Source organism: Dyadobacter sp. HNCC25DJ186, from assembly GCF_056895235.1.
This window is the reverse complement of record NZ_JBXHAS010000001.1, coordinates 541,619-567,392: the sequence shown is the minus strand read 5'-3', so window position 1 is coordinate 567,392 and position 25,774 is coordinate 541,619. Positions and strand designations below refer to the sequence as shown.

19 protein-coding genes are annotated in these 25,774 nt (G+C 41.9%); 10 read left to right on the top strand and 9 right to left on the bottom strand.

What is annotated here, in order from left to right; translation table 11 throughout:
• Positions 1-60: 60 nt before the first annotated feature.
• The gene (ychF, locus tag AC1XUO_RS02355) at positions 61-1,164 is read left to right on the top strand and encodes a redox-regulated ATPase YchF (protein WP_483328149.1); all 1,104 of its coding nucleotides are present in this window, start codon (positions 61-63) and stop codon (positions 1,162-1,164) included.
• A gap of 76 nt (positions 1,165-1,240) precedes the next feature.
• On the opposite strand, the gene AC1XUO_RS02350 is transcribed toward ychF, so the two are convergent.
• Both AC1XUO_RS02350 and AC1XUO_RS02345 read right to left on the bottom strand, forming a co-directional pair.
• Positions 1,241-1,633: a hypothetical protein gene (locus AC1XUO_RS02350; protein WP_483328148.1), complete on the bottom strand. Its 393-nt coding sequence runs from the start codon at positions 1,631-1,633 to the stop codon at positions 1,241-1,243.
• 75 nt (positions 1,634-1,708) lie between these two features.
• A complete protein-coding gene (locus AC1XUO_RS02345; protein ID WP_483328147.1) occupies positions 1,709-2,992 on the bottom strand; it encodes a type IX secretion system plug protein in 1,284 nt (427 codons plus the stop codon).
• Between the two features lie 105 nt (positions 2,993-3,097).
• Here AC1XUO_RS02345 and AC1XUO_RS02340 point away from each other — a divergent pair, with 105 nt between their 5' ends.
• Positions 3,098-3,685 carry a Uma2 family endonuclease gene (locus tag AC1XUO_RS02340; protein ID WP_483328146.1) on the top strand — a complete coding sequence of 196 codons (588 nt, stop codon included), beginning with the start codon at positions 3,098-3,100 and terminating at the stop codon, positions 3,683-3,685.
• A gap of 64 nt (positions 3,686-3,749) precedes the next feature.
• Here the strand turns inward: AC1XUO_RS02340 and AC1XUO_RS02335 are convergent, their stop codons facing one another.
• The gene (locus AC1XUO_RS02335) at positions 3,750-5,699 is read right to left on the bottom strand and encodes an ABC-F family ATP-binding cassette domain-containing protein (protein ID WP_483328145.1); all 1,950 of its coding nucleotides are present in this window, start codon (positions 5,697-5,699) and stop codon (positions 3,750-3,752) included.
• A 273-nt stretch (positions 5,700-5,972) separates the two neighbouring features.
• Between AC1XUO_RS02335 and AC1XUO_RS02330 the strand changes: the two genes are divergently transcribed.
• The 3 genes from AC1XUO_RS02330 to AC1XUO_RS02320 are packed head-to-tail and all read left to right on the top strand — an operon-like array spanning position 5,973 to position 6,965.
• Positions 5,973-6,170 (top strand): type II toxin-antitoxin system HicB family antitoxin, encoded by a 198-nt coding sequence (locus AC1XUO_RS02330; RefSeq protein ID WP_483328144.1) that lies wholly within the window; start codon positions 5,973-5,975, stop codon positions 6,168-6,170.
• The gene (locus tag AC1XUO_RS02325; protein ID WP_483328143.1) at positions 6,167-6,328 is read left to right on the top strand and encodes a type II toxin-antitoxin system HicA family toxin; all 162 of its coding nucleotides are present in this window, start codon (positions 6,167-6,169) and stop codon (positions 6,326-6,328) included. Before AC1XUO_RS02330 ends, AC1XUO_RS02325 begins: the two co-directional genes overlap by 4 nt.
• Before the next feature lie 49 nt (positions 6,329-6,377).
• Complete coding sequence (locus tag AC1XUO_RS02320; RefSeq protein ID WP_483328142.1) at positions 6,378-6,965, top strand: precorrin-2 dehydrogenase/sirohydrochlorin ferrochelatase family protein; 588 nt, start codon at positions 6,378-6,380, stop codon at positions 6,963-6,965.
• 6 nt (positions 6,966-6,971) lie between these two features.
• On the opposite strand, the gene AC1XUO_RS02315 is transcribed toward AC1XUO_RS02320, so the two are convergent.
• The 6 genes from AC1XUO_RS02315 to cobA form a co-directional block, all read right to left on the bottom strand.
• Entirely contained in the window at positions 6,972-7,445 is a 474-nt protein-coding gene (locus AC1XUO_RS02315; RefSeq protein ID WP_483328141.1) for a nitrate reductase associated protein, read from the bottom strand.
• A 7-nt stretch (positions 7,446-7,452) separates the two neighbouring features.
• Positions 7,453-8,913, bottom strand: coding sequence for a rubredoxin (locus AC1XUO_RS02310; protein WP_483328657.1), 1,461 nt, complete (start codon positions 8,911-8,913; stop codon positions 7,453-7,455).
• A gap of 333 nt (positions 8,914-9,246) precedes the next feature.
• The gene (locus AC1XUO_RS02305; RefSeq protein WP_483328140.1) at positions 9,247-12,804 is read right to left on the bottom strand and encodes a molybdopterin-dependent oxidoreductase; all 3,558 of its coding nucleotides are present in this window, start codon (positions 12,802-12,804) and stop codon (positions 9,247-9,249) included.
• Positions 12,805-12,832: 28 nt separating this feature from the next.
• Complete coding sequence (locus AC1XUO_RS02300) at positions 12,833-14,146, bottom strand: MFS transporter (RefSeq protein ID WP_483328139.1); 1,314 nt, start codon at positions 14,144-14,146, stop codon at positions 12,833-12,835.
• Between the two features lie 67 nt (positions 14,147-14,213).
• Positions 14,214-15,575 (bottom strand): alginate export family protein, encoded by a 1,362-nt coding sequence (locus AC1XUO_RS02295; RefSeq protein ID WP_483328138.1) that lies wholly within the window; start codon positions 15,573-15,575, stop codon positions 14,214-14,216.
• A gap of 230 nt (positions 15,576-15,805) precedes the next feature.
• Positions 15,806-16,564 carry a uroporphyrinogen-III C-methyltransferase gene (gene cobA / locus AC1XUO_RS02290; RefSeq protein WP_483328137.1) on the bottom strand — a complete coding sequence of 253 codons (759 nt, stop codon included), beginning with the start codon at positions 16,562-16,564 and terminating at the stop codon, positions 15,806-15,808.
• A gap of 279 nt (positions 16,565-16,843) precedes the next feature.
• Here cobA and nirB point away from each other — a divergent pair, with 279 nt between their 5' ends.
• The 5 genes from nirB to AC1XUO_RS02265 all read left to right on the top strand — a co-directional run bounded on the left by nirB (position 16,844) and on the right by AC1XUO_RS02265 (position 25,769).
• Entirely contained in the window at positions 16,844-19,360 is a 2,517-nt protein-coding gene (nirB, locus tag AC1XUO_RS02285; protein WP_483328136.1) for a nitrite reductase large subunit NirB, read from the top strand.
• Positions 19,361-19,634: 274 nt separating this feature from the next.
• The gene (nirD, locus tag AC1XUO_RS02280) at positions 19,635-19,988 is read left to right on the top strand and encodes a nitrite reductase small subunit NirD (protein ID WP_483328135.1); all 354 of its coding nucleotides are present in this window, start codon (positions 19,635-19,637) and stop codon (positions 19,986-19,988) included.
• A 5-nt stretch (positions 19,989-19,993) separates the two neighbouring features.
• Positions 19,994-21,421 carry an ATP-binding protein gene (locus AC1XUO_RS02275; RefSeq protein ID WP_483328134.1) on the top strand — a complete coding sequence of 476 codons (1,428 nt, stop codon included), beginning with the start codon at positions 19,994-19,996 and terminating at the stop codon, positions 21,419-21,421.
• Positions 21,422-21,438: 17 nt separating this feature from the next.
• On the top strand, positions 21,439-22,116 hold the full coding sequence (locus AC1XUO_RS02270) for a response regulator transcription factor (RefSeq protein WP_483328133.1): 678 nt from the start codon (positions 21,439-21,441) through the stop codon (positions 22,114-22,116).
• Between the two features lie 281 nt (positions 22,117-22,397).
• On the top strand, positions 22,398-25,769 hold the full coding sequence (locus AC1XUO_RS02265; RefSeq protein WP_483328132.1) for a SusC/RagA family TonB-linked outer membrane protein: 3,372 nt from the start codon (positions 22,398-22,400) through the stop codon (positions 25,767-25,769).
• The last annotated feature ends 5 nt before the right edge of the window (positions 25,770-25,774 follow it).

Sequence of the window (25,774 nt, the reverse complement as noted above, 5' to 3'; positions counted from 1 at the left end):
ATTTTAATATGATGAGCATAAAGGCTTAAAGGCCTTCTCATTTCATTTGTCTTAGTTTTTATGAGCCTTCAATGTGGAATTGTTGGATTACCGAACGTTGGGAAATCCACTTTATTTAATGCTATTTCTACCGGAAAAGCCGAAGCAGCCAACTATCCTTTTTGTACCATCGAACCAAATGTCGGCGTTGTAACGGTGCCGGATGAACGAATTGATGTATTGATCGGTTTGGTTAAACCTCAGAAAGTGATACCAACGATCATGGAATTTGTTGATATTGCAGGATTGGTAAAAGGCGCAAGTCAGGGAGCTGGTTTGGGAAATAAATTTCTTGCCAATATTCGTGAGGTAGATGCGATCGTTCACGTAGTTCGTTGTTTTCAGGATGAAAACGTTGTGCACGTTGAAGGAAAGGTGGATCCTGTTTTTGATAAAGAAATTATCGATATCGAATTGCAGTTGAAAGATCTTGAATCTATCGAGAAAAAAATTCAGAAAACTGAAAAAGGTGCAAGAGCGGGTGACGCAAAGGCAAAAGCAGAGCTTGAACTTTTGAAAAAATATAAAGAAACGCTGGAAGCCGGTAAAAATGCGCGCAGTCTTGTGGTTTCTGATGCAGATTTGAAAGAAGCTGCGGTTGGTGATTTAAAATTGCTTACAGACAAGCCTGTGCTTTATGTAGCAAATGTGGATGAAGATTCCATGCTTTCGGGAAATGAGTATTCCGAAAAATTGAGAGAAGCCGTTGCGCATGAAGGTGCGGATGTGATCATTCTCTGTGCTGCTATTGAATCTCAAATCTCGGAAATCGAGGACGAAGAGGAACATGAAATGTTCCTTGGAGAATATGGCCTGAAAGAATCAGGACTGAGTAAATTGATCAAAGCATCTTACGCGCTTCTAAATCTGATTACCTATTTTACCGCTGGTGTGAAAGAAGTTCGCGCCTGGACGATCGTGAAGGGCTGGAAAGCACCGCAGGCGGCCGGAGTAATTCACAGTGATTTTGAAAAAGGATTTATTCGTGCCGAGGTTATTAAACTGGCTGATTTTGAATTGTATAAATCAGAAGCCGGGGTGAAGGAAGTTGGCAAAATGGCAGTGGAAGGAAAGGAATATGTTGTTGCGGACGGTGATATTATGCACTTCCGATTCAATGTTTAATTGATGCTGTGAAATAAAAATATCGGCCAGCATTTCCATAAAATACTGGCCGATATTTTTGTAAACAAGGCTAATTTTATTCGAAAATATTTGATTCATCTTTGTGAATCATAGCGCGAAATGTATTGGACATATAAATGATATTATCAATCTGATTTTGTGCTTTGCTAAGAATGTGGATACTTAATCCGTCATTTATCAGTTTTCCAAAAAGCTGATAAAGAATGATCAAATCTTCTACGTTAACTGAAAAATCTCTCACTACATACATTTGAAAACCTTTATCTTCCTTCTCAGAAAAATAGAGAACTAAGTGGAAATCCTGGTCATTATAGAATGATATCACATGGTTTTCCTCAAATTTGGCAGGCATTTCCCGATGGTCAACCAGGCAGTCAATTATCTCAACCTCATTTTTTGTTAGAAATAGATTAGGGGTTAATGCCCAATCTGACGTAAATTCTTTCATACGTTCAGTCTTAGTTTAGTTATCTGGCTGGATTTCTGATTCAATATAAAACTATTTCTACAAAAATCGCGCCAGTTATCTTCTTCTATTCCATTCTATAGTTTTATAGCCTACCAAAAGATCTGACCGGCTTGTTGGCGGGCGGTGATAAATGAGGATATCATAGTCATTTTCGGTTGTTCCATAATTCCCTTCAACGTAGCCATCGTCGACCTTTGGGGGATTCCCTCTAACCACTGTATACTCATAGTTAACCACACCTTGTTTGATCAAAATATCTGCCTGGTATGCCTGGGTATCCTGATTGTATTCCATCCGATTCCTGTCATTGAGCTGCCATAAATTGAAAGCACCGTTGACATATATAGTGGCATCGGTATTTTCGGCGATCTTTAATGTAAAAAGTACAGGTGTATAATCCGCCTCGACACTTCCACGCCCTGACTCTTTTTGATCAACAATATACTGGCCATTTAAATCCTCGATTTGAATGTAACCGTTATCAGCCCGCGATCTGTCTGGTGTGATCGTTAAGCTGGTATTTTCACCGGAACGCTCCAAGGCATAAACGCCATAACCTCGTCCTGATAAAGTTCGGCTGTCAAAATATCGAAATTCATTTCCACCCGGAAAAGTATTTTCCAGATCGAAAAATGTGTATTCTAATATCGAATCAAATGGCCGTACATTGGTTGGTTTAAAACCTGATTTGGCCTGGTCGAAACGGAAGTTTTTACGGAGAACTACTTTAAGATCCTGCTGGGGTGCAATTAGATTGTAACCCTTATAATCTATACTGAAATCAATTTGCTGATCCGTAAATTGTTGCGTAATTCCCTGTGAAAATCGCGCTTCGGCTGTGATAGCAACCTTTGCTTCGTAAATCATAAACCTTCTGGTCAGCAACGTTTTTCGCCCTCTGTCCGTTGAAATGACTAAGACATAATTGCCGGATAGTTTTAATTTGGGTACTTCGAAACGGTAGTGTGTATAGGCAACCTTGGTACTGAATGATTGCTCATAATTCGTGAGTGGGTAATCGTTATACTCGTAAGTAAATTCTATGTCGTTGAGGTTTGATTTGGACCAATCGGCATTGCAATGAATTATTTTAGCACGAAGCCCGATCATGTTGGTGGTCATATCGTCAAATTCCAGGACCAACGGAAAGCTATTTTGGATTGGGATAATAGGAGGTGATATCAACCGGGTTGGGTTTTCTTTATCCTCAGTCCCCGGATAGAGTAATACTGTTTTAATGTCATCTGTGTAGATATAATCTTCCAGACGAACATCAGAATTCTGAGCCTGAGTTAGTAAAAATGAAAAACTGAAAAGTGCAAAAAGTATATAGCGCATAAATAGGATTGAGACAAAAATGTAACTTCTAAACAGAAACAACGTATTAAGGACAACGATGTTTTTTAACATAATTAACTATTTTTGTTGTAGAACCGAAACAATATGACAGCACAACCTCAAAAATATTATTCAGAAGAGGAATATTTGGATATAGAACGTGACGCCGATTATAAAAGTGAATATTATAAGGGCGAAATTTTTGCTATGGCCGGAGCTGGTCATAATCATAACCGGATTGTAGAAAACTTAACGGGTGAATGTTACATTGCCTTTAAAGGAAAAGAATGTCGCACTTATTCAAGCGACCAACGCATTCATATTCCTGAAACAGGGCTATACACTTATCCGGATTTGCTTATCGTTTGTGATAAAAATCAATACCTGGATGATAAAAAAGACACGATACTAAATCCCACGGTTATTATTGAAGTGCTTTCTGAAAGTACCGAAGCTTATGATCGCGGGCAGAAATTTCATTTTTATCGGAGCATAACTTCTTTGCAGGAATACGTTCTGATCAATTCCCGGTCTTTTGCAGCAGAGGTTTTCCGTAAAAATGAAGAAGGACTTTGGGTTTTGGCATCGGAAGCATATCAATTGAAGCACCAGTTGGAGTTGGCTAGCGTTGGTCTCACACTTTCGATGGAAGATATTTATGCGCAGACAGAAGATTTATTAAAGTCAGCTTAAAATTAAAAGGTCATTTTCGAGCGAAGCTGAAAATGACCTTTTAATTTTATTAAAGCGAAATTAATTATCCTAATTCTTCAACTTCCATCATGGCATTTTCCCAGGATTCGGTTGCTTCATCAAGCTTTTTCTTGACGTCAGCGTAAAACTTGTTCAATTCTGCCAGCTTAGCAGAATCGTTATAAATCGAAGGCTGAGCCAATTTTGTTTCAGTTTCAGACTTTTTAGTTTCTAGATTGCTAATCGTGGCTTCCAGCTCTTCAACCTGTTTCTTCGCCTTTTTTAGCTTTTGCACATCTTCCGGAGAAGTTGATTTATTGTTATTCGGTTTCTGGGTATTTCCATTAGCCGCCTGATTGCTCTTCACTTGTGGTGGAGCACTACTTACTACTGCTTTTTCACTTGCAGCAGATTGTAATCCACGCTCTTCAATCCATCTTTCATATTCCACATAGGTACCTGGATATTCCTTGATCTGGTGATCTTCGATATACCAGATTTTATTGGCAATCGATTCAACGAAATATCTATCGTGAGAAACTACGATGTAACTTCCTTCATATTGCTGCAAAGCCTGGATCAAAATGTTCACCGACTGCATGTCTAAGTGATTGGTAGGCTCATCGAGCAGCAGGAAATTCGCTTGTGAAAGCAAAACTTTTGCTAAGGCAACACGGGATTTTTCACCTCCGGAAAGTACCTTGATCTTTTTAAATACATCGTCTCCCGAAAAAAGGAAACAGCCTAAAACCGTACGTAATTCCGTTTCTGTTTTGGTTGAATTCGCGTATTTAAGTTCTTCTAAAAGATTGTGGTTAATGTTCAGGGATTCCAGCTGATGCTGTGCGTAGAACGTAAACATAACGTTATGCCCTAATCTTCTTTTTCCATCAATCGGCTCTGTACCTGCAACAACTCGCAAAGCCGTAGACTTACCACGTCCGTTCGCTCCGATCAAAGCAATCTTGTCACCACGTTCCATGGTAATACTGGTATGGTCCAGAATCACTTTGTCGCCATACGCTTTTGAAGCATCTTCCAGCTGGAAAACGTGACGGCCTGGTTGGGTAGTGAACTGGAAACGGAAATGAACTTTTGCATTTTCGTCAACAACCGCATCCACAACATCCATTCTGTCAAGTGCCTTAACACGGCTCTGTACCTGCTTCGACTTTGTTGCTTTGGCTTTAAAACGTTCAATGAAACGTTCTGTCTGCTTTATTTTTGCCTGCTGGTTTTCAAAAGCTCCGCGTTGAATATCATTACGTAATGCTTTTTCTTCCAGATAGTATGAATAATTTCCGGAATACAAATTCAATTTCCCTCCCGAAACCTCAACAATCGTATCAACCGTATTGTCAAGAAATGCCCGGTCGTGAGAAACCACGATCACAGCACCTTCATAACTCTGAACATATTTTTCAACCCACTGAATAGACGGTAAGTCCAAGTGGTTGGTAGGTTCATCGAGCATCAAAAGAGACGGTTTTTGCAAAAGCAATTTTGCCAGCATTACCCGCATTCTCCATCCCCCTGAGAATAATCTTAATGGTCTGTGCAGATCATCCGTTACAAAACCAAGTCCTTCAAGGATTGCTTCTGCTTTGGATTGAATTGTATAACCGTCCAACGCATCAAACTCGTCCTGAACTTTTGCAAGTTTATCCACGAGTTCGTCGCGGTAATTATGCTCCATTTCATGCAGAATTTTATCAATCTGCACCTGAAGCTGGTTTTGGCGCTCAAATGCCTGCATGGCAACAGCCAAAATTGACTCATCACTTTGGTATGAAAGCAAATCCTGGTTCAGGAAACCAATCGTGCAGTCTCCTGATTTGGAGATACGCCCTTCATCCGGCTGGTATTCCCCATCGATCATCCGAAGCAGGGTAGATTTCCCCGTTCCGTTCAAACCGATAAGGCCAATTTTCATTTTTGGCTTAATATGAAGCGACGCGCCATCGTAAAGTGCACGGTCGCCAAGAAAATAACTGAGGTTCGTAATCGCGATCATGCCGCAAAGGTACGGATAAGATAGAGATTGTAAAAATTCAACATGTTGGAATAGTTATAAAGTCAAATAGTTAATCCGAAATATGACATTAATCTTGTAAATTTGTGTTGTGGGTAACACAGAGTTTCACAGGGGTTAGGAAGAGGAGCACAGAGTTTTCATTTAACAAAAATTATTCTTTATATCAAAAGATTCTTCTGTCTTCTATTGAGCCTTGGATGTTAATTTATCAAAATATTTTTAGACATGAGCTATACATACAAGTTGAGGCTGGTGCCAGAACCTGAGGGAGGATATACGGTTTTCGTTCCGGCTCTTCCAGGATGCATTACCTATGGTGAAAGTATCGACGAAGCATTGGAAATGGCGAAGGAGGCTATTTCCTTATATGTTGAAGAGTTAACAGAGCGAGGGGAGCCAGTTCCCGATGATAGTAATACTTTAGAATACTCTCTTAGTCTTGTTGCTTGAACTTATCACCGAAATATTTGATAAAACTTTTAGAGTCTAACGGTTTTATTTTTAAAAGGTCGAAGGGATCGCATCAGGTTTTTTACAACGAGGATTCCAACAAGACGGTCATAGTGCCTTTTCATGGAGGAAAGGATCTAAAAAAGGAACATTTCTAGCTATTATTAAACAAGCTGGAATAGATATCAACAAATAATAATCCAGATTTTGAATAACTTATTCCCCATATTCCTGAAACTTGAAAATCTTCATACACTTATCGTTGGCGGTGGATATGTTGGTTTGGAAAAAATTACTGCGGTTTTGGATAACTCGCCTGAAGCGACGGTTACTTTGGTTTCTCCTGAAATAAGGCAGGAGATTCGTGAGATCGCTGTTAATAACGAAAGGATTTCTTTGATTGAAAGAAAGTTCGAAGATGGTGATTTAGCGGAAAAAGATCTGGTCATTGTGGCGACGAATGACAAGGAAGAAAATAAAAGAATTAAATCCGTCGCCCGGGCTAGACATATGCTTTGCAACGTCGCCGATACTCCTTCACTTTGTGATTTTTATCTTTCTTCCGTGGTAAGAAAAGGTAATTTGAAAGTTGCGATTTCAACCAATGGTATGTCCCCAACGCTGGCAAAAAGGCTTAAAGAAGTGTTAACTGAGGCACTACCGGATAATCTTGAAACGGCCATGGAGCAATTGAAAGCAGTCAGGGATATGTTGAAAGGTGATTTTGCTTACAAGGTTGATGAGTTGAACCGGATTACTTCAGTATTGATGGAAAAGTCTGAAGTTAAGGAGTGATACGACTTAACACATTATCCCAAACTCCCGCATCGCCCTCGGAAAATTTTTCCCTTCATGCCCGGATCTGCTTAATTTTACCAGGGCAAATCTTTGCAGGGTATCAAGTTCAATCCACTGCCTTTGTGTCAATAGTGGACACTTCCAATCCATCGCTTTCGTCTGTACTTCTTCCGAAACTTCGTTTAGAATGTTCCAGCTATCATCCACGGAAGCTAATAAGCTTGCTTCGTGATCTGTATATTTCCAAACCAGCTTAGTTACAAAATCGTGATACTGGTCAATTTCTGCATCGAGATAACAAGGCAAAAATGCGAGCTGAGTTTTTTCTTCAACACTTATCTTTACCCATTCCGGAAGTTTTAATTTAATGCCGCAGGTATCGAGTTTGTATCGGACAATCATGGGGATACAACGCAGCGATTCAACAAAATCACTTTCAAATTCAAAGAAAAGCGGAGTGATGATTTCAGTTTTCATTTTAATTTCAGATTAAATTAGTGGCTGGTAGCTCTGATTCAACGAATTCATTTTTTTCGGTGCAACATGTCGGGCAGGAATATTCCTCGGGTAAAGATTTAAAGGAGGTATATGGCAAAATCTTGTTAAGCTCGTCGCCATAAGCGGGATGATAAATCGTCAAACAATTCGGACATTGATGAACCAAAACCGTCGCCGATAATTCATCTTTTATTTCATCTTCAATATGAATTATTTCAGCATTTTCGAAGGTCCGGCGATTATTGAATTGACGGCACAATCGTTCGAGTTGCCATGGCAGGTGGATTTTGAACAATCCTTTTTGGAACAAGATATGTTTTCTACTGTTGGGATTGAAATTTTCAGTGTGATAAATATCGTAAACACTTAGTAAAGAGAGCTGTGCAAAGCTGATCACTGATCTTTTTCGTACCAGAACAGAGCCAAAAACCTCAGATTTTTTTCGTGTCTGAATTCCAAAACAAAGACCAAAAGTTCTCGTGTCATTTTTTTCAATGTAACGGATCAGATAATCTTTAAGCTTGGTTCCATCTGCGGTGTGATCTTCTGTTTGCCATGCTAATTCATTAGCCGCATGGCGGACATTGATATTATGTTTACCAAGAATATTGCTCCAGGAAGCACGGTGAGAATCCTCAATACCTTTGATAATCAACGATCTCCAAGGTGTTACGCATATTTCTCCGACACGTGTTTTCAGGCATAACAAACAAAGATCAATCAGGAACTCAACCGGAAATAGTTCATCGCGACGGTATAATCCCAGCCAGGTTCTTGACTCATACCGGTTAAATCCTTCGTAGTATGGCAGTGAAAACGATGGTAATTCCAGTTCTTGTGTCGCTGGAATGGATATGTATGTTGTTTCATTTCTTACTGTTTCATACAGACTTTCAAGAGTCAGGCATTCTTGATGGAGCATGCAGTTTTCCAGAATTTTTGAAATCCTGCCGATTTCATTGGTATATATTAATTCCGGCCAGCGGAATAGATTGTTGCTTTGTTTTAATCTGATGTATAGATACCAGTATTGTGGCTCTGGCGATGAAATAAAGTTTAGATTTCCGGTGAAAAAGGGTGTGAAGCTCTGGTTTGAGTCGGAAATATTGATTTTTAATTCAGGCTGGTAATCAAAACTATCCAGAACTGAATGATATTCATTGTTACCCAGCCATTGTCCGGTTCTGAAAACCTCTTCACCACAATAGGAGCTGATGATATTTGGGTGTTTCTCAGTATTGAGTTCGTAGCTGATATTTAATTTTTGCAGGTTCTTTTCAATAAAACGCACCACTTCGTAATGGACGGTCAATAACAATTGCTGACGCGCTCCAAATCTGACATTGCGAATGCCGGATGACCATGCGACGGTTAGAATATCTTGAAGATATCCCGGCGATACGATACCTCCGGGGAGGTTGATTTTTATGGTGTAATAATCGCGCATGGTTGTTTTGATAATGTATTGATAATCATTTGATTTTCGAATTGGGTGATGGGGCTGCGACGCGATTACCGGGCGTGGTTCCACCTCACGATAGGGCGTTGCCCCATCCTAAGATATCTCGCCCTTTCAGGGCTAGGCCATCATCACTGCCCTGAAAGGGCGCCATATTTTAGCGTTGGGCAACGCCCATCGGATTTGGGCGGTCGCCCATCGGATTTGGGCGGTCGCAACATCGGATATGGGCGGTCGCAACATCGGATATGGGCGGTCGCAACATCGGGTTTGGATTATTGCGTTATTGGATATTGGCCACTATATCACCACATTTAGTCATTAGATCGTCACCATCTCAATTCGTTCCAAGATCGCCCGAACCTCCGGCCGGCATGAGCCGCAACCCGTTCCTGCACCCGTTTTCTGGCAAAGTTTTTGGAAATCATCACATCCATCCCGAATTGCTTTTTCCAGATTTCCCTGTCCGACACTGTTACAAGAGCAAACCAATTTTCCTTCCATAGGATCCACACGCTGGCTGGCTCTTAACAATTGAAGCCGTTTTTCAGAAAGTTCTGTTCCCTTTGCGATCAAATCCCGAAATTCCAGAAATTCATTTTTGTCACCAATCAAAATAGCACCAACCAGCCTGTCCTGATGAACAATACACTTTTTATAATACCTTTTTGATTTATCTATAAAAACAATCTCTTCGTAAGTCGGGTCGTTGGGAGGTACTTCCGTCATACCAATACTGCTCATGTGCAAGCCTTCCATTTTTAGGATATTCATGGAAACGCTTCCCTGATAAGGCTTGGAAATATCACCTGCTATGAAATGAGCAGCGACTTCTGCCTGCTGTTCCGCTGCCAGCGTTATTCCCCACATTTGTCCCCGCCACTCAGCAATTTCTCCGGCCGTAAAAATGGATTCGTCCGAGGTTTGCATGTAGTCGTTGACGAGGATTCCCCGTTTATTTTCGATTCCTGCGTCCAGTGCAAGTTCAATGGCCGGTACCGTTCCAATGGCCAGCACAACCACCTGACACGCTATTTTTCTTCCTGATTTTAATAGTATTCCTTCAACTTTTGTAGTTCCGTTATAGATTGAAACTTCATCGTTAAAGAAGATTTCAATACCCCGATCCGTCAAATCCTGGTATAATAATTCACTTGCCAGAGGGTCCAGCTGCCTTTCCATCAGCCTTCCGCTTCTCTGGATAACCGTTACGCGAATATTCATTTTGCGGAAAGAAGCAGCGAGTTCCAATCCTAAAATCCCGCCACCGACAATCACTGCATGAGCGTCCGTCTGGTTTACAAAAGGTAAAAGTTTGTCTGCATCCATTCTTGAACGCATATTAAAAATGCCAGGAAGTTCGGGGACGCCCTTAGGTTTGAAAGATCTGCTTCCCATCCCCAGAATCAGTTTGTCATAGGTATGTTCATTGCCTTCACTATCGGTCAGGATTTTATTTTTCCGGTCAATGTGAACAATACTGATTCCTTTGTGAACAACAATATTGGCATCTGTAAACTCATCTTCCCGAAGCTTCACAAGCTGCTCCCAGCTTTGTTCGCCGCTGATATAATCCGGTAGCAAAACACGGTTATAAAACGGATATATTTCTTTTGAAAAGACATGGATTTCGTCGTCCTGATTGAGTGTCCGGTAGGTATTTACAAAACCCAGACCGGCAGAACCGGCGCCTATAATGACTATTTTTTCAAAAGGTTTTTTGTACAATAAAACTTCGACAGCTGAAAATTTAAAATCCGGCTCTTTCGAACGAGGATCAACCAGTGAATTTGTAAGATTATTGGCCCGCCCTAAATTACTTCCCAGAATTTTCCCCCAATGCATAGGCAAAAAACATAATCCCCGTCGTACGTCCTCGGTTAATTGTGCTTTCACGCGAACATCTCCGCGACGGCCCTTTACCACGACAAGTTTTCCTTCCGTTATATTTCTCAATTCTGCATCTTTCGGATGAATCTGCAAAAATGGTTGTGGGATATGTTGTTTAAGTTTTGTGACCCGACCGGTTTTCGTCATCGTATGCCATTGGTCGCGGATACGGCCGGTGGTTAGTACCAATGGAAAATTCTCATCTAATGGTTCGGAGGTATTTTCGTCCGTTATGGCGAAAATTTGAGCTCTTTTGTTAGGAGTGTAAAATATGTGGTCCGTAAAAAGTCGTTTCGTTCCGATTGCTGGCGAATCGGTTATTTCGGGAGTTGTTGCCGTCTTGTTATCAGTTGATTTTATTGCAGCCAAAGGCCATTGAATACTGCGTTGACTTTTCAGTAAATCATAACTTACCCCCGAAACGTCAACATTTGTATTGGCGGTAATTTTGACATATTCGTCATAAACCTCCGAGGTGTTTTTGTAGTTAAAAGCCTCCGAGAAACCCATTTTTTGTGCAAATTTCCAGATGATTTCAGCGTCTGGTAAAGCCTCTCCTGGTGCTTCAAGTGCTTTTGGCAGAAAAGTAATCCGCCTTTCCGCATTGGTCATCGTTCCTTCTTTTTCCAGCCATGCTGCCGCAGGTAAAACCACATCAGCAAAGTGAACGGTATCAGCCAGGTTTGAAACATCCTGAACAACCACAAAACGTGAATTTTTCAACGCTTTTTCTGCCATATTAAGATCCGGCATACTTACGAGCGGATTGGTGTTGATAATCCATATCGCCTTCAACCGATCGTCGGCCAAAGCTTCAAACATTTCAGTGGCAGTGAAGCCAGGTTTATGCGCAATTTTAACCGGACTATCCCAAAATGCCTCCATTTCTTCCCGGTGTATGACATTGGTCACATCACGATGTGCAGGAAGAATATTGGCCAGTCCGCCAGTTTCCCGGCCACCCATGGCGTTTGGTTGTCCGGTAAGAGAAAATGGACCGTTGCCGGGAGAACCGATTTTACCTGTTATCAAATGCAGATTGATCAGCGAAAGATTTTTGTTTACGCCAATCACTGACTGATTTAAACCCATCGTCCACAGAGAAAGAAAACCCTTCGACTCACCAATCCATTCAGCAGCCTGATAAATATCTTTTGCATCAATTCCGCAGATTTCGGCAGCTTCCTCAATTGTTCTTTCAAAAACTTTTTCCTGAAAATTTGAAAATCCGTCGGTATGATTTTCTATAAAATCCTGGTTGATATATTTTTTTTCAATCAGGATCCGTCCGATGGCATTGTTCAAAACAATATCGGTTCCCGGAATTATGCCCAAATGAAGATCTGACGAGCGGGCTGTATCTGTTTTACGCGGATCAACACAGATAATTTTTACATTCGGATTAGCTGCTTTATGTGCTTCAATTCTTCGCCATAAAATCGGATGGCACCAGGCCGGATTTGCACCCGTTACATAAAAAACATCCGCTTCTTCAATGTCGTCATAACAAACTGGCACACAATCTTCGCCGAGTGAAAGTTTGTAACCAACCACCGCAGAACTCATGCATAGCCGGGAATTGGTATCAATATTATTGGATCCAATAAATCCTTTAATCAGCTTATTAACCAGATAATATTCTTCCGTCAGACATTGTCCGGACACATAAAAAGCAACGGAATCCGGGCCGAATTTTTTGATCAGTGTTTTAAAAACAGCAGCAGTTCGGTCCAGCGCTTCGTCCCAGGTAACCCGTTGCAGAGGCATCGAACGGTTTAGCCGCATTTGTGGATACAGCAATCGGTCCGATTGATCCATCACCGTGTAATGCAAATTCATTCCTTTTGAACAAAGCATACCTTTGCTGGAGGGATGTTCTTTATCTCCCTCCAGGCTCAGTTGGCCGTTAGCTTCCTTTGTCACAACTACGCCGCAACCCACGCCGCAATAGCAACAGGTAGATTTGAAGGTATCAGAGGAATTCTTCATAACAGCCGGTTTATTTTTTTTGTAGTAATTAAGAATTCGCAGTTTCCAGAGTACTGGCTTCGGGTACGGCCATTCTTATTTTATCAAAATTGACCAAAGCGACAATCGCTGCCACGCAGGCAATCGCAACACCGATATAGACAAAAGCCTGAGAGTAAGAAATTGAGCTTGATTTGAAAAGAAAACCTGCTAATACAGCGCCCACATTTCCACCGGCTCCTACAATTCCGCTTACTGAGCCGATTGCTTTTTGATTAACAAAAGGAACAATGGCATAAGTAACGCCATTCGCCATTTTCAAAAACATGGCAAAACATAACATGCTGATTACGGCGATTGTCAGGGTAGAGCTTTGTGCGAAAAGCGCGATGCCAATTCCTTCCAAAGCGAGCAAAAGTGCTAATAAACGGCCTTTGCCAAGCATACCGTATTTCAAACCCACTTTGTCCGCTACAATTCCACCTAAAGCTCTGGCGAATAAATTCATGAAACCAAAGGTTCCGGCAAGGATTCCGGCAACTGCCAGTGTTGCGTTGAAATTTTCAAAAAAGTATAAAGCTGCGATATTATCAAACGTAATTTCAATACCAAAACAAGCCCCGTATGCAAGGAAAAGTGCCCAGGTACGAGGGTCTTTCATCGCCATCGTCATAGTACCTTTTACTTTGACTGTTGAGTTTTGTGTCGATTCAGGAAGCTCGTCAAAATTTCCCGCTGGGGTATCTTTGGTGTAGAAGTAATAAACAAAAGCAAAAATAAATAAAGCGACACCTGGTACGATCATCGCCAAACGCCATGCCGATTCAGGTAAATAACCTGCGCCGATAAACCCTGCGAAAATCAAAGGCATCACCATATTCGTAACACCGCCACCAAGATTTCCCCAGCCCCCTGCCACCGCATTGGCCGTTCCAACAATTTTCTTGTCAAACATCACCGATGTATGATATTGTGTGACTACAAACGAGGCACCGATTACTCCAATCGCTAATCTGAAAAGTAAAAATCCTTCATAGGAGTGAACCAGGCCGACAGTCATAACCGGTATGGAACAGATTCCTAAAAGTGCTGTATACGTTTTTCTTGGTCCCCAGGAATCACAAAGTTTCCCAACAGCGATGCGGGCAATGACGGTTGCGGCTACGGAAGCAATGATGATATTTCCGATCTGTCCTTTTGTTAAGCCTAAATCTGTTTTAACAACGGTCATCAACGGAGCCAATCCAAACCAGCCGAAAAAGCAAAGGAAAAAAGCCATCCAGGTCAGGTGGAAAGTGCGCATTTGTACGCCTTTCGCGCTGAAAATATTTAATTTCTCTAACGGTTTATTCGACATTTCCATAGTTCAGTACGTTTTAAACTTTTGATAATAAGCGTGATGCAGAATTTGAAATCTATATGATGAGCGATTATTTCAGGAAGTCTGGTTTGATACTGATCATCAGATATGCCCAGTTGGCCATTTTCTTTGGATCTGTTACTCCCTTTACCTGGGCCAGTGAATTTGTTGGTAAAAAGGTGCAGTATCCGCCCTGAAAACTGATCGTTTTGGTTAAATTATAGGTGGCGATAATATCCAGTTCTTCCCCAAAATTACTGCTTAGTTTTTCATCTTTGGAGTTGGTTATCTGTGCTGCACTTGAAAACTGGTGCAAATCAGCCTGGATAGAGAGCTTTGGAGATGCTTTAATTAAACTTGTTAGGTATAGGTCTGAAAGTCCGCCTTTTCCGAATCCGTTTGCGGTGTAGAAATAATCCATTTGTCCCCAAAACTTATGTGGTGTGCCGTAAAGCGGGTCGAAACTTCTGTTTTTGGTACTGCCTGAACCACTGCCGGAAGTATAATCAAATCCTGGGCCGAGGCTGATAAACTTGTTCACGTCGTAAATAGCTTTTACAGAGTACATATAAGATGATAGCCGGACGCCATCTTTATCTTTTCCTTGCTGCAAATAACCGCTGGCGGCAAAATTCCAGTTTTTCCCCAATTTCGTCTGAATAAAAGGTCCCAATGTTACCCGGCTGTTCACGCCTCTTTCAAGCGTTTTTGTGCCTGTTGCAGTCAAAGTATATTTCTGAAAATCGTCTTTTAATACCAAAAATGAGACATTCCCCTGACTTAGCTTTTTACTTAAATAAGCAAACTGCATCGATTTATACATCGAACCAATTCCATTCGTTCCGGCGGGATACCCGTTGGGTACGCCATTATACAAAGTGCCTGTTTTTAACTCACTGTTCTGGTTATACGCAAAGCCCAAATGCGCGGTAAAACCTTTGTTGTTATACTTGATTATAGCCGCATCATGACGTCTAGCTTGTTGCAACCAGTCAAGATTTCCAAGCAAACGGCTGTCGTCATAAAGTAATTCCTGGCGCCCGATTTTAATAGAAAGTTCTTTGCCCAGTTTGGTATTGTTGGTGTCCAGTAAACTGATTTCGCCCCAGGCTTCGTGCAACATAAAACCATTTAAATTTGCATTTACGACACGGTTGTTGGTAGAAGCGTCCTGTCCCCAAACTCTTACATCCTGCGCTGAAATGTAAAAATTTGTGCGGTAACCTTTGTATCCAACATTCAACCGCGTGCGCTGCGAAGTGAAAAATGCGGGTTTGTTTCCTTTGGAAAGAGGCGAACCTTGTCCATCCAAAAGTTCAGAACGTGTACGAAGCTGGCCGGAAATACTTAACTGCGCCTTTGATTGTGACGGTAGCAGAAAAGACATAAGTAGTGCAGCCCCTGTAATCAGGAGGTAGATTTTTGTTTTCATTTGAATCTGTGATAAAATGAAAAAAGTAACTGTTGCCATGATGATGGCAGAATTCGTTCATAGAGGCAACCCTTTGCGCTCCGGATACACAGGAATTTGTTTTATGTTATTTTTTCCATTTTATTTGGTGCGTTTGTGTGATACATGAACAACATCCCGAGGTTTGAATAGCCCAGTTGGGATAACACATAAGCCGATTTTGGTGTCCCCACACCGGATCGGCTTTTATTTTAAGAGGCCAGATTCGCGCTCTGCAAATACTCCATCGCATAGGATGGGTGCAATCCTACAACCTCTCCAAGCACAATGATTGCCGGTGTGCCCAGTTTATTTTCTTTCACTAATCGTGGCATTTCCCAAACCTGCCCAATCACACTTTTTTCCTCCGGTCGCGTACCATTCTGGATCACCGCCATAGGCAAATGTCCGCGGCCAAAATATTTATATAAATCACAAATTTCATCAAGTTTATTCATGCCCATCAAAACCACGATGGTTGCTTTGGATTGAGCCGCCAACCGCATATCATCCGACAGCTCCCCATTTCTGGTCGTTCCGGTAATGACCCAGAAACTTTCACTTACCCCGCGTCTGGTAACCGGAATTTCCAGGGAAGCCGGAACGGCGATACAGCTTGAAACACCAGGAATTACTTCGCAGATAATGTCATGATCACGTGCATATTCCATTTCTTCATGACCACGTCCGAATACGAAGGAGTCACCGCCTTTCAAACGAACAACATGGCCTCGTTTCCGGGCAAGCTTCACGATCAGTCCGTTGATTTCATCCTGAGAAAAAGAGGCTTCACCCACTTTTTTTCCAACATATATTTTCATAGCTGCTTCCGGTGCAAAATCAAGAATCTCGGTGCTGACCAACTCGTCGTATAAAACGACATCGGCTGTTTTTAAAACTTTGATTCCTTTTAAAGTAATCAGCTCTCCGTTTCCCGGACCTGCTCCCACGAGTGTAAGTTTCGGCTCCATCTCTTTTATATATGTTCTGGTGAATATTAGAAATGTACTATGAATAGTAAATAGTAACTATTGTTGTTTGTTGGTTCAAAATTAGCATCAATATTTTACAAAACAACACTTTTGCCAAAAATTAAGTATCTTTTTAAACTTAAATTAGAATTAAAAGTTAGGATTTATGAAAAACACACTTTAATTTTGACATGTACTATTAGATAGTTGAAATACTTAATTATATAAAAAGTACAATAAAACAACAGGGTTATTCAAAATTAATAGTTACTTATAACTATGAAAGCAAACACAAACACGCATATTGTTATCATTGGTAATGGTATGGTTGGCTACAAATTCTGCGAGAAATTGCTGGCCAAGAAAAAAAATGATCAGGAATTCATGCTGACGGTTTTTGGGGAAGAACCTCGTGTGGCTTATGATCGCGTGCATTTGAGTGAATATTTTGCTGGTAAATCTGCGGACGATCTTACAATGGCGAGTAAAGAATGGTATGATGAAAATAACATCAGACTATTTCTCTCAGATCCTGTTGTGGATATCGACAGAGAAGAAAAATTGGTAAGATCTCATCATGGACATGTAGTACATTACGACTATCTGATCATGGCAACTGGCTCAGGCGCGTTTGTTCCGTCTATTCCCGGTGTGGAAAAGGATGGTGTTTTTGTTTACCGTACTATTGAAGATCTGGAGCTTATTCAGGCCTATGCCCGCAAGGCAAAAAGAGGTGCCGTTTTGGGTGGTGGTTTGCTTGGTCTGGAAGCGGCCAAAGCGTTACTGGATTTGGGGTTGGAAGAAGCCCATGTGGTGGAATTTGCCTCCCGCTTAATGCCAAGGCAAATTGATGATGCAGGTTCGAGGATACTGCAAAGTCAGCTGGAATCGCTTGGTTTGAATATTCATCTGGCCAAAAGTACACAGGAAATCGTTGGAGACGATTGTATCAAAGGGATGCAGTTTGTCGATAATACTTTCCTGGACGTGGATATGCTGGTTATTTCTGCCGGTATTCGTCCGCGTGATGAACTGGCAAAAATAGCGGGACTGGAAACACATCCTCGCGGCGGGATCATTGTAGATAACGGATTAAGAACTTCTGATCCTTATATTTTTGCCATAGGTGAATGTGCGCTGGCGCATCACATGATCTACGGATTGATCGCTCCCGGTTATGAAATGGCTGATGTGGTAGCCAATGCTTTAACAGGTATTGATAAGGAATTTTTGCCTTACGATATGTCGACAAAACTAAAACTGATCGGAACCGATGTAGCCAGTTTCGGTGACCCGTTTATAGAGGAACCGGCTTGCAGAACAATACGATACGAGAACAAAGCAAAAGGAATTTATAAAAGAATCAATGTTTCGCCGGATGGCAAAGAATTACTGGGTGGGATTCTGGTAGGCGATGCGGAGCAATATAATATGCTTCTGCAAACCTGTAAGAATAAAACAATTTTGCCTCCTGATTCCGAGGATCTTATTTTAGGGTCAAGAGGCGGGGAAGAAGCTGGACTTGGTGTGATGAGTTTGCCAGACGATGCTCTGATTTGTTCCTGCGAAGCGATTACAAAAGGAATGCTTTGTCATGAAATTGGCGAAAAAGGCAATAATACGATGGATCTGCTTAAAAAATCCTGCAAAGCCGGTACTGGCTGCGGTGGTTGTGTGCCGCTGGTAAAAGATATTATCCAGGGTGTGATGAAGCAAAATGGGCAGTATATCAAAACGGTTATTTGTGAACATTTTAACCATTCCCGCCAGGAATTATTGGATCTGGTGAAAATGAACGGGTTGAAAACGTATGGGGAAGTGCTGAATGAATTTGGACATGGAGACGGTTGCGAAGTTTGTAAACCGCTTGTTGCGTCGGTATTGGCCAGTCTTTGGAATGAAAATGTTTTGACAAAAGACCGCGCGCCTATCCAGGATTCTAACGACCGGTATCTCGCAAACATACAAAAAGGTGGTACCTATTCAGTGGTTCCAAGAATTCCGGGCGGGGAAATTACCCCGGATAAACTGATTGTGATCGGACAGGTTGCCAAAAAATATAATCTGTATACTAAAATTACAGGCGGACAAAGGATTGATCTTTTTGGTGCGCATGTCAATGACCTGCCTTTGATCTGGGAAGAACTGATAGATGCCGGTTTTGAAAGCGGTCATGCGTATGGAAAAGCATTACGTACTGTAAAAAGCTGTGTTGGATCAACCTGGTGCCGATTTGGGGTGCAGGATTCTGTTTCTTTCGCTATTGAAATTGAAGATAGATATAAAGGAATTCGTGCCCCACATAAATTCAAATCGGCGGTTTCTGGATGTATCCGCGAATGTGCGGAGGCGCAAAGTAAGGATTTTGGTATCATTGCTACCGAAAAAGGATGGAATTTATATGTCTGCGGCAATGGTGGTTCGAAACCTCAACATGCGCATTTGCTGGCCTCTGATGTTGATAAGGAAACCTGTATAAAACTGATCGACAGATTCCTCATGTTTTATATCAAAACGGCTGATCCATTAACAAGAACCGCCACCTGGCTGAATAAAATGGAAGGCGGTATGTCATATCTGAAAGCGGTTGTTGTTGACGATTTGTTAGGATTAGCCTCCGCATTTGAAGAAGAAATGCAAACGTTGATCAACAACTACAAATGTGAATGGAAAGAAGTTGTGGACAGTCCGGAATTAAGAAAACGCTACAATCATTTCGTAAACGTCCCTGAAAAAGATCCGACCATAACATTCGAAGAAATGAGGACCCAAAAACGAGCCAAAGAATGGGTCTAGCCAAAGAGGCCTGAAAGGCCGACATATCTTAGCATCGGGCACCGCCTGATGGCTCCGGGATATCGATGTCGGATACCGCCCGATGGCACCGGGATATCGTCGTCGGGGCACCGGCCGATGGCCCCGGGATATCGTCGTCGGGATACCGCCGGATCGCTCCGGAATATCGTCGTCGGGATACCGCCCAATGGCCCCGGGATATCGACGTCGGGGCACCGGCCGATGGCCCCGGCATGTTGACAACACCAACGATTCATTCCAATAAAAAATCATCATGGAACCAACACATAACACAAAAGACAGAATAACCTGGCACCTCGCCTGCAACGTCAACGACATCCCGGAAGACGGCGGAGGCTGCGCCTTAATCGAAGGAAAACAAATCGCTATCTTTAACTTTACCCGAAGAGGCGAGTGGTATGCTACTGACAACCAGTGCCCACACCGCCAGCAAATGGCCATAGGCCGCGGAATGATCGGAAGTCAGGGAGAGGAACCTAAGGTGGCCTGCCCGTTTCACAAAAAAACTTTCTCCTTAAAAAGCGGGCAATGCCTGACCGATGACGAATATAAAATCAATACCTTTCCTGTGATCGTCAGGGAAAATCAGGTTTATATTGGTTTGTAGTAAAAATGGAAAAACTCGAAAGTCAGGTTGCGGATCGTTTGACAAGATATTATATCGTCGCGCTGACTTTGGTCGCCGTGCTGACGGTCAGCGGACTTTTCTTAATCAGAAGGACGATTAATAATCTAAATCACGACAGTCGGGTAGTAAACGTTGCCGGTCGTCAACGCATGTTAAGTCAGCGTTTGACAAAGCTTGCTATTTTACAAACTGAAAAAATTCCAACAACTGATCCGGGCAAAATCGATTCGCTGCTTCAAGTCTGGAAAGTGAGCCATGAACAGTTGCTTCGCGGCAGAATCAAGATGGAAAGTGAATTTGTGGTTTTAAAAAGTGATTCGATAAAAAACATGTACGAAGATCTGGAACCGGTTTTCCAGACAATGTATAAAAATTTTCTGATCGTCGACAGTCAGGCAGTTTCGGAAGAAGAAAAGAAAATGGCACTTCAAACGATTCTTTCAACCGAGCCTGTATTTCTCAGTCAAATGGAAGCTATTGTTTTTCAGTTTGATAAAGAAAGTTACGGAAGGATCAGGATTTTGGAGCAGATCGAATGGATTCTTGACATTCTTACATTATTAGTCCTTCTGGCAGAAGGGATTTTGATTTTCCGGCCCGTCGTAAACACCACACGACGGGTCGTTCGTTTGCTGGCAGCATCCGAAGATGCTGTGCGCGTGGCAAATAAAAAGTTGAAAGTGGTTAACAGTCAGCTTATTCGGGCGCAGGACGACCTGGTAAGAAGCGAGGAAGAAAAGTATCAGCTGCAACTGGCAGAAGACCGCGTCAGAGCAGCGGCCATTATCGAAGGGCAGGAAGAAGAGCGAAAACGTTTTGCACTGGAATTGCACGACGGTATCGGACAGATGTTAACCGGACTGAAACTTCAGGCCGAAAAACTAAAACAAATGCAGTTTGATGATGAAAAACAGCGGCTTCGTTTTGATAGGTTGGTCACGTTAATTCAGGATACTATCCAGACAACCCGCCAGGTTTCTTATAATCTTATGCCTTCCGTTCTGAGTGATTTTGGTTTAAGTGCAGCGTTAAATTTGCTTTGCGCGCAAACCTCAGAAATATCAGGAATCAAAATAAAATATGAGGGTGTAAAGGGCCGTATCGTACTGGCCCGACCTGTGGAAATCGGGCTCTACAGAATTGCGCAGGAAGCTTTGAATAATGCGGTCAAACATGCTGAATCGGATAATATAAAGATAAAATTAGAACAAACAGAGAATCAGATAGTTTTGGAGATTGAGGATGATGGGAAAGGATTTTTAATTAGTAATTTGAAAAATAAAACCGAATCTTTTTTGACACAAAACGGAATTGAAAATATTCGAACGCGTACGCAATTGCTCAACGGTAAAATGGAAATTATATCAAAAGTGGACTCTGGTACCAAACTGGTAATTAATCTTCATGTGTAAATCATAACCCTGGCGAGATGGCAATACGTATACTGGTCGTTGATGATCATTCAGTGGTAAGGCAAGGCATTATCACCTTGTTAGAGGACGAGGAAGATATCCTGATAGTCGGCGAAGCTTCCGATGGAGATGAGGTGCTGGATCGTGTGCAGGCTTTGAGTCCAGATGTCATTCTGCTGGATCTTACAATGCCCAGAATGTCAGGAATTGAAGCCATCAAAGCGCTTGTTCCAGTTTATCCGGAAGTAAAAGTCCTGGTTTTTAGCATGCATAACAATCCTGATTATATCTTGTCGGCTGTTAAAAGTGGTGCCGCTGGCTACTTATTAAAAGATACTGGCCGTGATGAAATCCTTAAAGCGGTACGCAGTGTGGCGGCCGGTGAATTGTATTACCCTCCCAATGCGTCCTCCATCATTATCCGGAATCTTATCACTTCACAAAGAGAACCGGAGGAAGAACCTGAAATTAAACCTACCACCGGCGGCCATTCGGTCTGGAACAAAATGACGCCCCGTGAACAGCAGATTTTACAATGTCTGACAGAAGGCATGAGCAGCAAAGATATCGCAGAGCATTTTGCAATCAGTTCAAACACTGTGGCGAATCAGCGCGCGAGTATTATGCGTAAAGCGAATGTTAAAAATACTGCTGAGTTAATTGGCATGGCTTTAAGAGACCGCCAAAAAGTATAAGTCACTGAAATAAATTAAGTATGGATTTATTGTGAGTATTTATTTTTTTAGTAAATTTAAACATTACCACCCCTACATATGCTGAATTTGTTTGAGTAAGTCCTTTATTTAGTACAAATTTGGTATTTTGATCGATAAGAAAAATTTTATTGGTCAAAATTATATTATCAGTTTGAAGATACTCCGCCGAAAAAAATCTCGTTTATTATTTTGTTTAGTTGTATTATTGGATTCATTAAAGTCAAGACCTATTTAATAAAGAACTTTACTTTCATTCACGTATGAGGATTTTTTATCGGATCAATGGCTTCCGGCCATTCTTTGCGTTCTTATTAAGTACCTTTTTTTGTGCAGTTTTTACCATCATCTCAACGCAGGTCTCAGCTGCAAATATTGAAGTACGTGGGGTAGTGAAGAGTAAATCCGGAGAACTCCTTATCGGTGCTACGATTCGGGTTAAGGGCGTGGCAAAAGGTACTGTAAGTAACGAACGAGGTGAATTTGTGCTGCCCGATGTCAACGAAACCGCGACGCTGGTCGTGACCATGATCGGCTTTCTTCCAGCAGAAGTACCAGCTGCCAGATCTGTCAGCATAGAACTTTCTGAGGATGCGGTAGGCCTTCAGGATGTCGTTATCACTGGTTTTCAGCAAATTGACAAAGATAAGTTTACGGGTTCTGCCGTAACTTTAAAAACGGATGATATTCGAATCGACGGACTGCCGGATGTAAGCCGTATGCTTGAAGGACGTGCTGCCGGGGTTTCTATCCAAAACGTTTCCGGAACATTCGGTGCTGCGCCGAAAATCCGTATCCGAGGTGCTACTTCTTTAAATGGTGATAATAAGCCACTCTGGGTAGTTGACGGAGTTGTTTTGGAAGATATTGTTAATATTTCCAACGATCAGCTTTCCAGTGGTGACCCCACAACCTTGCTGGGTTCTGCTGTTGCCGGACTTAACCCAAATGATATTGAATCTTTTGATATCCTGAAAGATGCCGCAGCCGCAGCGTTGTACGGAGCACGTGCAATGAACGGCGTTATCGTGATCACCACGAAAAAGGGAAAGTCGGGGAAACCGGTTATCAGTTATTCAGGCAATTTCAGTACCCAGCTGAAACCTTCTTACCGGAATTTCAATATTATGAATTCTGCTGAACAGATGTCTGTTTTAGGAGAATTGGAAAGAAAGGGATATTTGAACTCCAATGTTCTGGATAATCCCGATTATGGCGTTTATGGGAAATATTACAGTTTATTAAATGCAACCGACGACGGTTCTTTTGGAATACCCAATACTCCGCAGGCAAAAAGAGATTACCTGCTGCGTTATGCAGGGGCCAATACGGACTGGTTTGATGTATTATTCAAAAATAATTTTGTGCAGGAACATTCGCTGAGTGTATCCTTCGGAACAGATAAATCTCAATCTTATTTTTCCACAAGTTTCTTGAATGATAACGGCTGGACTGTCGTTGACAAAGTGAAACGTTACACACTGAATTTCAGAAATACCTACAATTTATCAGACAAACTCACCCTCGGATTTTCAACATTGTCGTCGGTCCGTAATCAGCGCGCCCCGGGTTCTCTGACCCGTCAGGCCAATCCGGTGGATGGGACTTATGGACGAGACTTTGATATTAATCCTTTCAGTTATGCGCTAAATACCAGCCGTACACTGACTGCGTTTGACGAAAATGGCAACCGCGAGTTTTTTAGAAGAAACTTTGCACCGTTTAATATACTTTCAGAACTTGAAAATAACTACATCGACCTGGATCTGGTTGATATCCGGTTACAGGCTGATCTGGGTTACAAAATCACGCCTCATATTTCTTATGATTTTGTGGGCGCGCTCCGTTATATCAAGACTGGTCAGGAGCATCAGATCACCGAGAATTCCAACATGGCCAACGCTTACCGCGCAGCAGGAAATTCTACGATTGCCCTTAAAAATAAATTTTTATACAGTGACCCGGACGATCCTGATGCTTATCCGGTGGTGGTTTTGCCCAGAGGTGGTTTTTATAACCGCAATGAGGATGAAATGAGTTTTTACAACGTAAGGAATAACCTGCGCTACAACAAAACTTTTTCTGAAAGACATGCCATCAGTGCGCTGGTCGGTCAGGAAATTAAATTTACCAACAGACAAAACGCAAACAATACTGGTTATGGCTATCAATATGACCAGGGCGGAACTCCATTTGTTGACTACCGGATTTTAAAACAAACCATTGAAAGTAATTTCCAATACTTTGAAATGGAAAAAAGCTTCGACCGTTTTGCGGCATTTTATGCAAGTTTGGGTTATACGCTGGATGATAAATACAACTTCACTGCCTATGCGCGTTACGATGGCTCCAATCGTTTTGGTAAATCTGCCATTGGTCGCTGGTTACCGACGTGGACAGTTGCCGGTTCCTGGAACCTTGACCGCGAAGAATTTATCAAAAATCTGACATGGGTCAGTTATGCAAAACTTCGGGGAAGTTATGGACTAACGGCCAGTACAGGCCCTGCAACCAATTCAGCCGTGTTGCTTAAAAGTTTGGTTACCAATCGTCCTTATACAGATGAAAAGGAATCTGCCATTGACCTGGCTTCTCTGGCCAATCTTGAACTTACCTGGGAAAAATTATACAGTGGAAATATAGGTCTTGATCTTGGACTTTTAAGGAATCGATTCAACATTACTGCCGACGTCTATCTGCGAAACAGTTTTGATCTGATTGACAGAATTAAAACTTCCGGGATCGGTGGGCAGACGTATAAAATTGCCAACTACGCCGACATGCAGTCAAAGGGAATTGACCTTTCACTGGAAGCTGTGATTTCTAAAACAAAGTACTGGTCGTGGCGGTCGCGTTTTACAGCGGGGTATGCGCATACAAAAATCACCAGCGTAGATAACCTGCCAACCATTTTTGATATGGTAAAAGCAGAGGGTGCCAATATTCAGGGTTATCCGGTCAGAGGTTTGTTCTCCGTAGATTATCGCGGTCTGAACCCTAAAACAGGCGTTCCAACATTTTTGAATGAAGAAGGAGAGGTTAGCTCTGATGTATATCTTCAGGATTTAAATACAGCTAATCTAAAATATGAAGGACCCGTGGATCCTCCGCTAACGGGTGGTTTGAATAATGCGTTTACTTACCGCGAGTTTACGTTGAACGTATTTTTAACAGGACAGGCAGGGAATAAAATCCGTCTTAATCCGCTATACAAAGGGACAGATAATTCACGGCCATCTTTCAGTGATCTTGATGCTTCTCCGAAAGAATTTAACGATCGGTGGCAAATGCCTGGTGACGAAAAAATTACTAATATTCCATCTATTCCTGATATTTTGCAAAATCAATATCTGGCTGGTATTTATCCTTATACAACCTACAATTATTCCAGTCAGCGTGTTGCCAGCGGAAATTTTGTTCGGTTAAAATCGGTATCACTTGCTTACCGTTTTCCTTTGACCGCAATTCAGAAATTAGGTATGACAGCGGCTTCTATCCAGATTTCGTCCATTAATCCCTGGCTTATTTATGCTGACAAAAAGCTGAAAGGGCAGGATCCGGAATTCTTTAATACCGGTGGTGTGGCGCAGCCTATTCAAAAGCAATTTACGGTAGCGCTTAAATTTACTTTATAACAGAA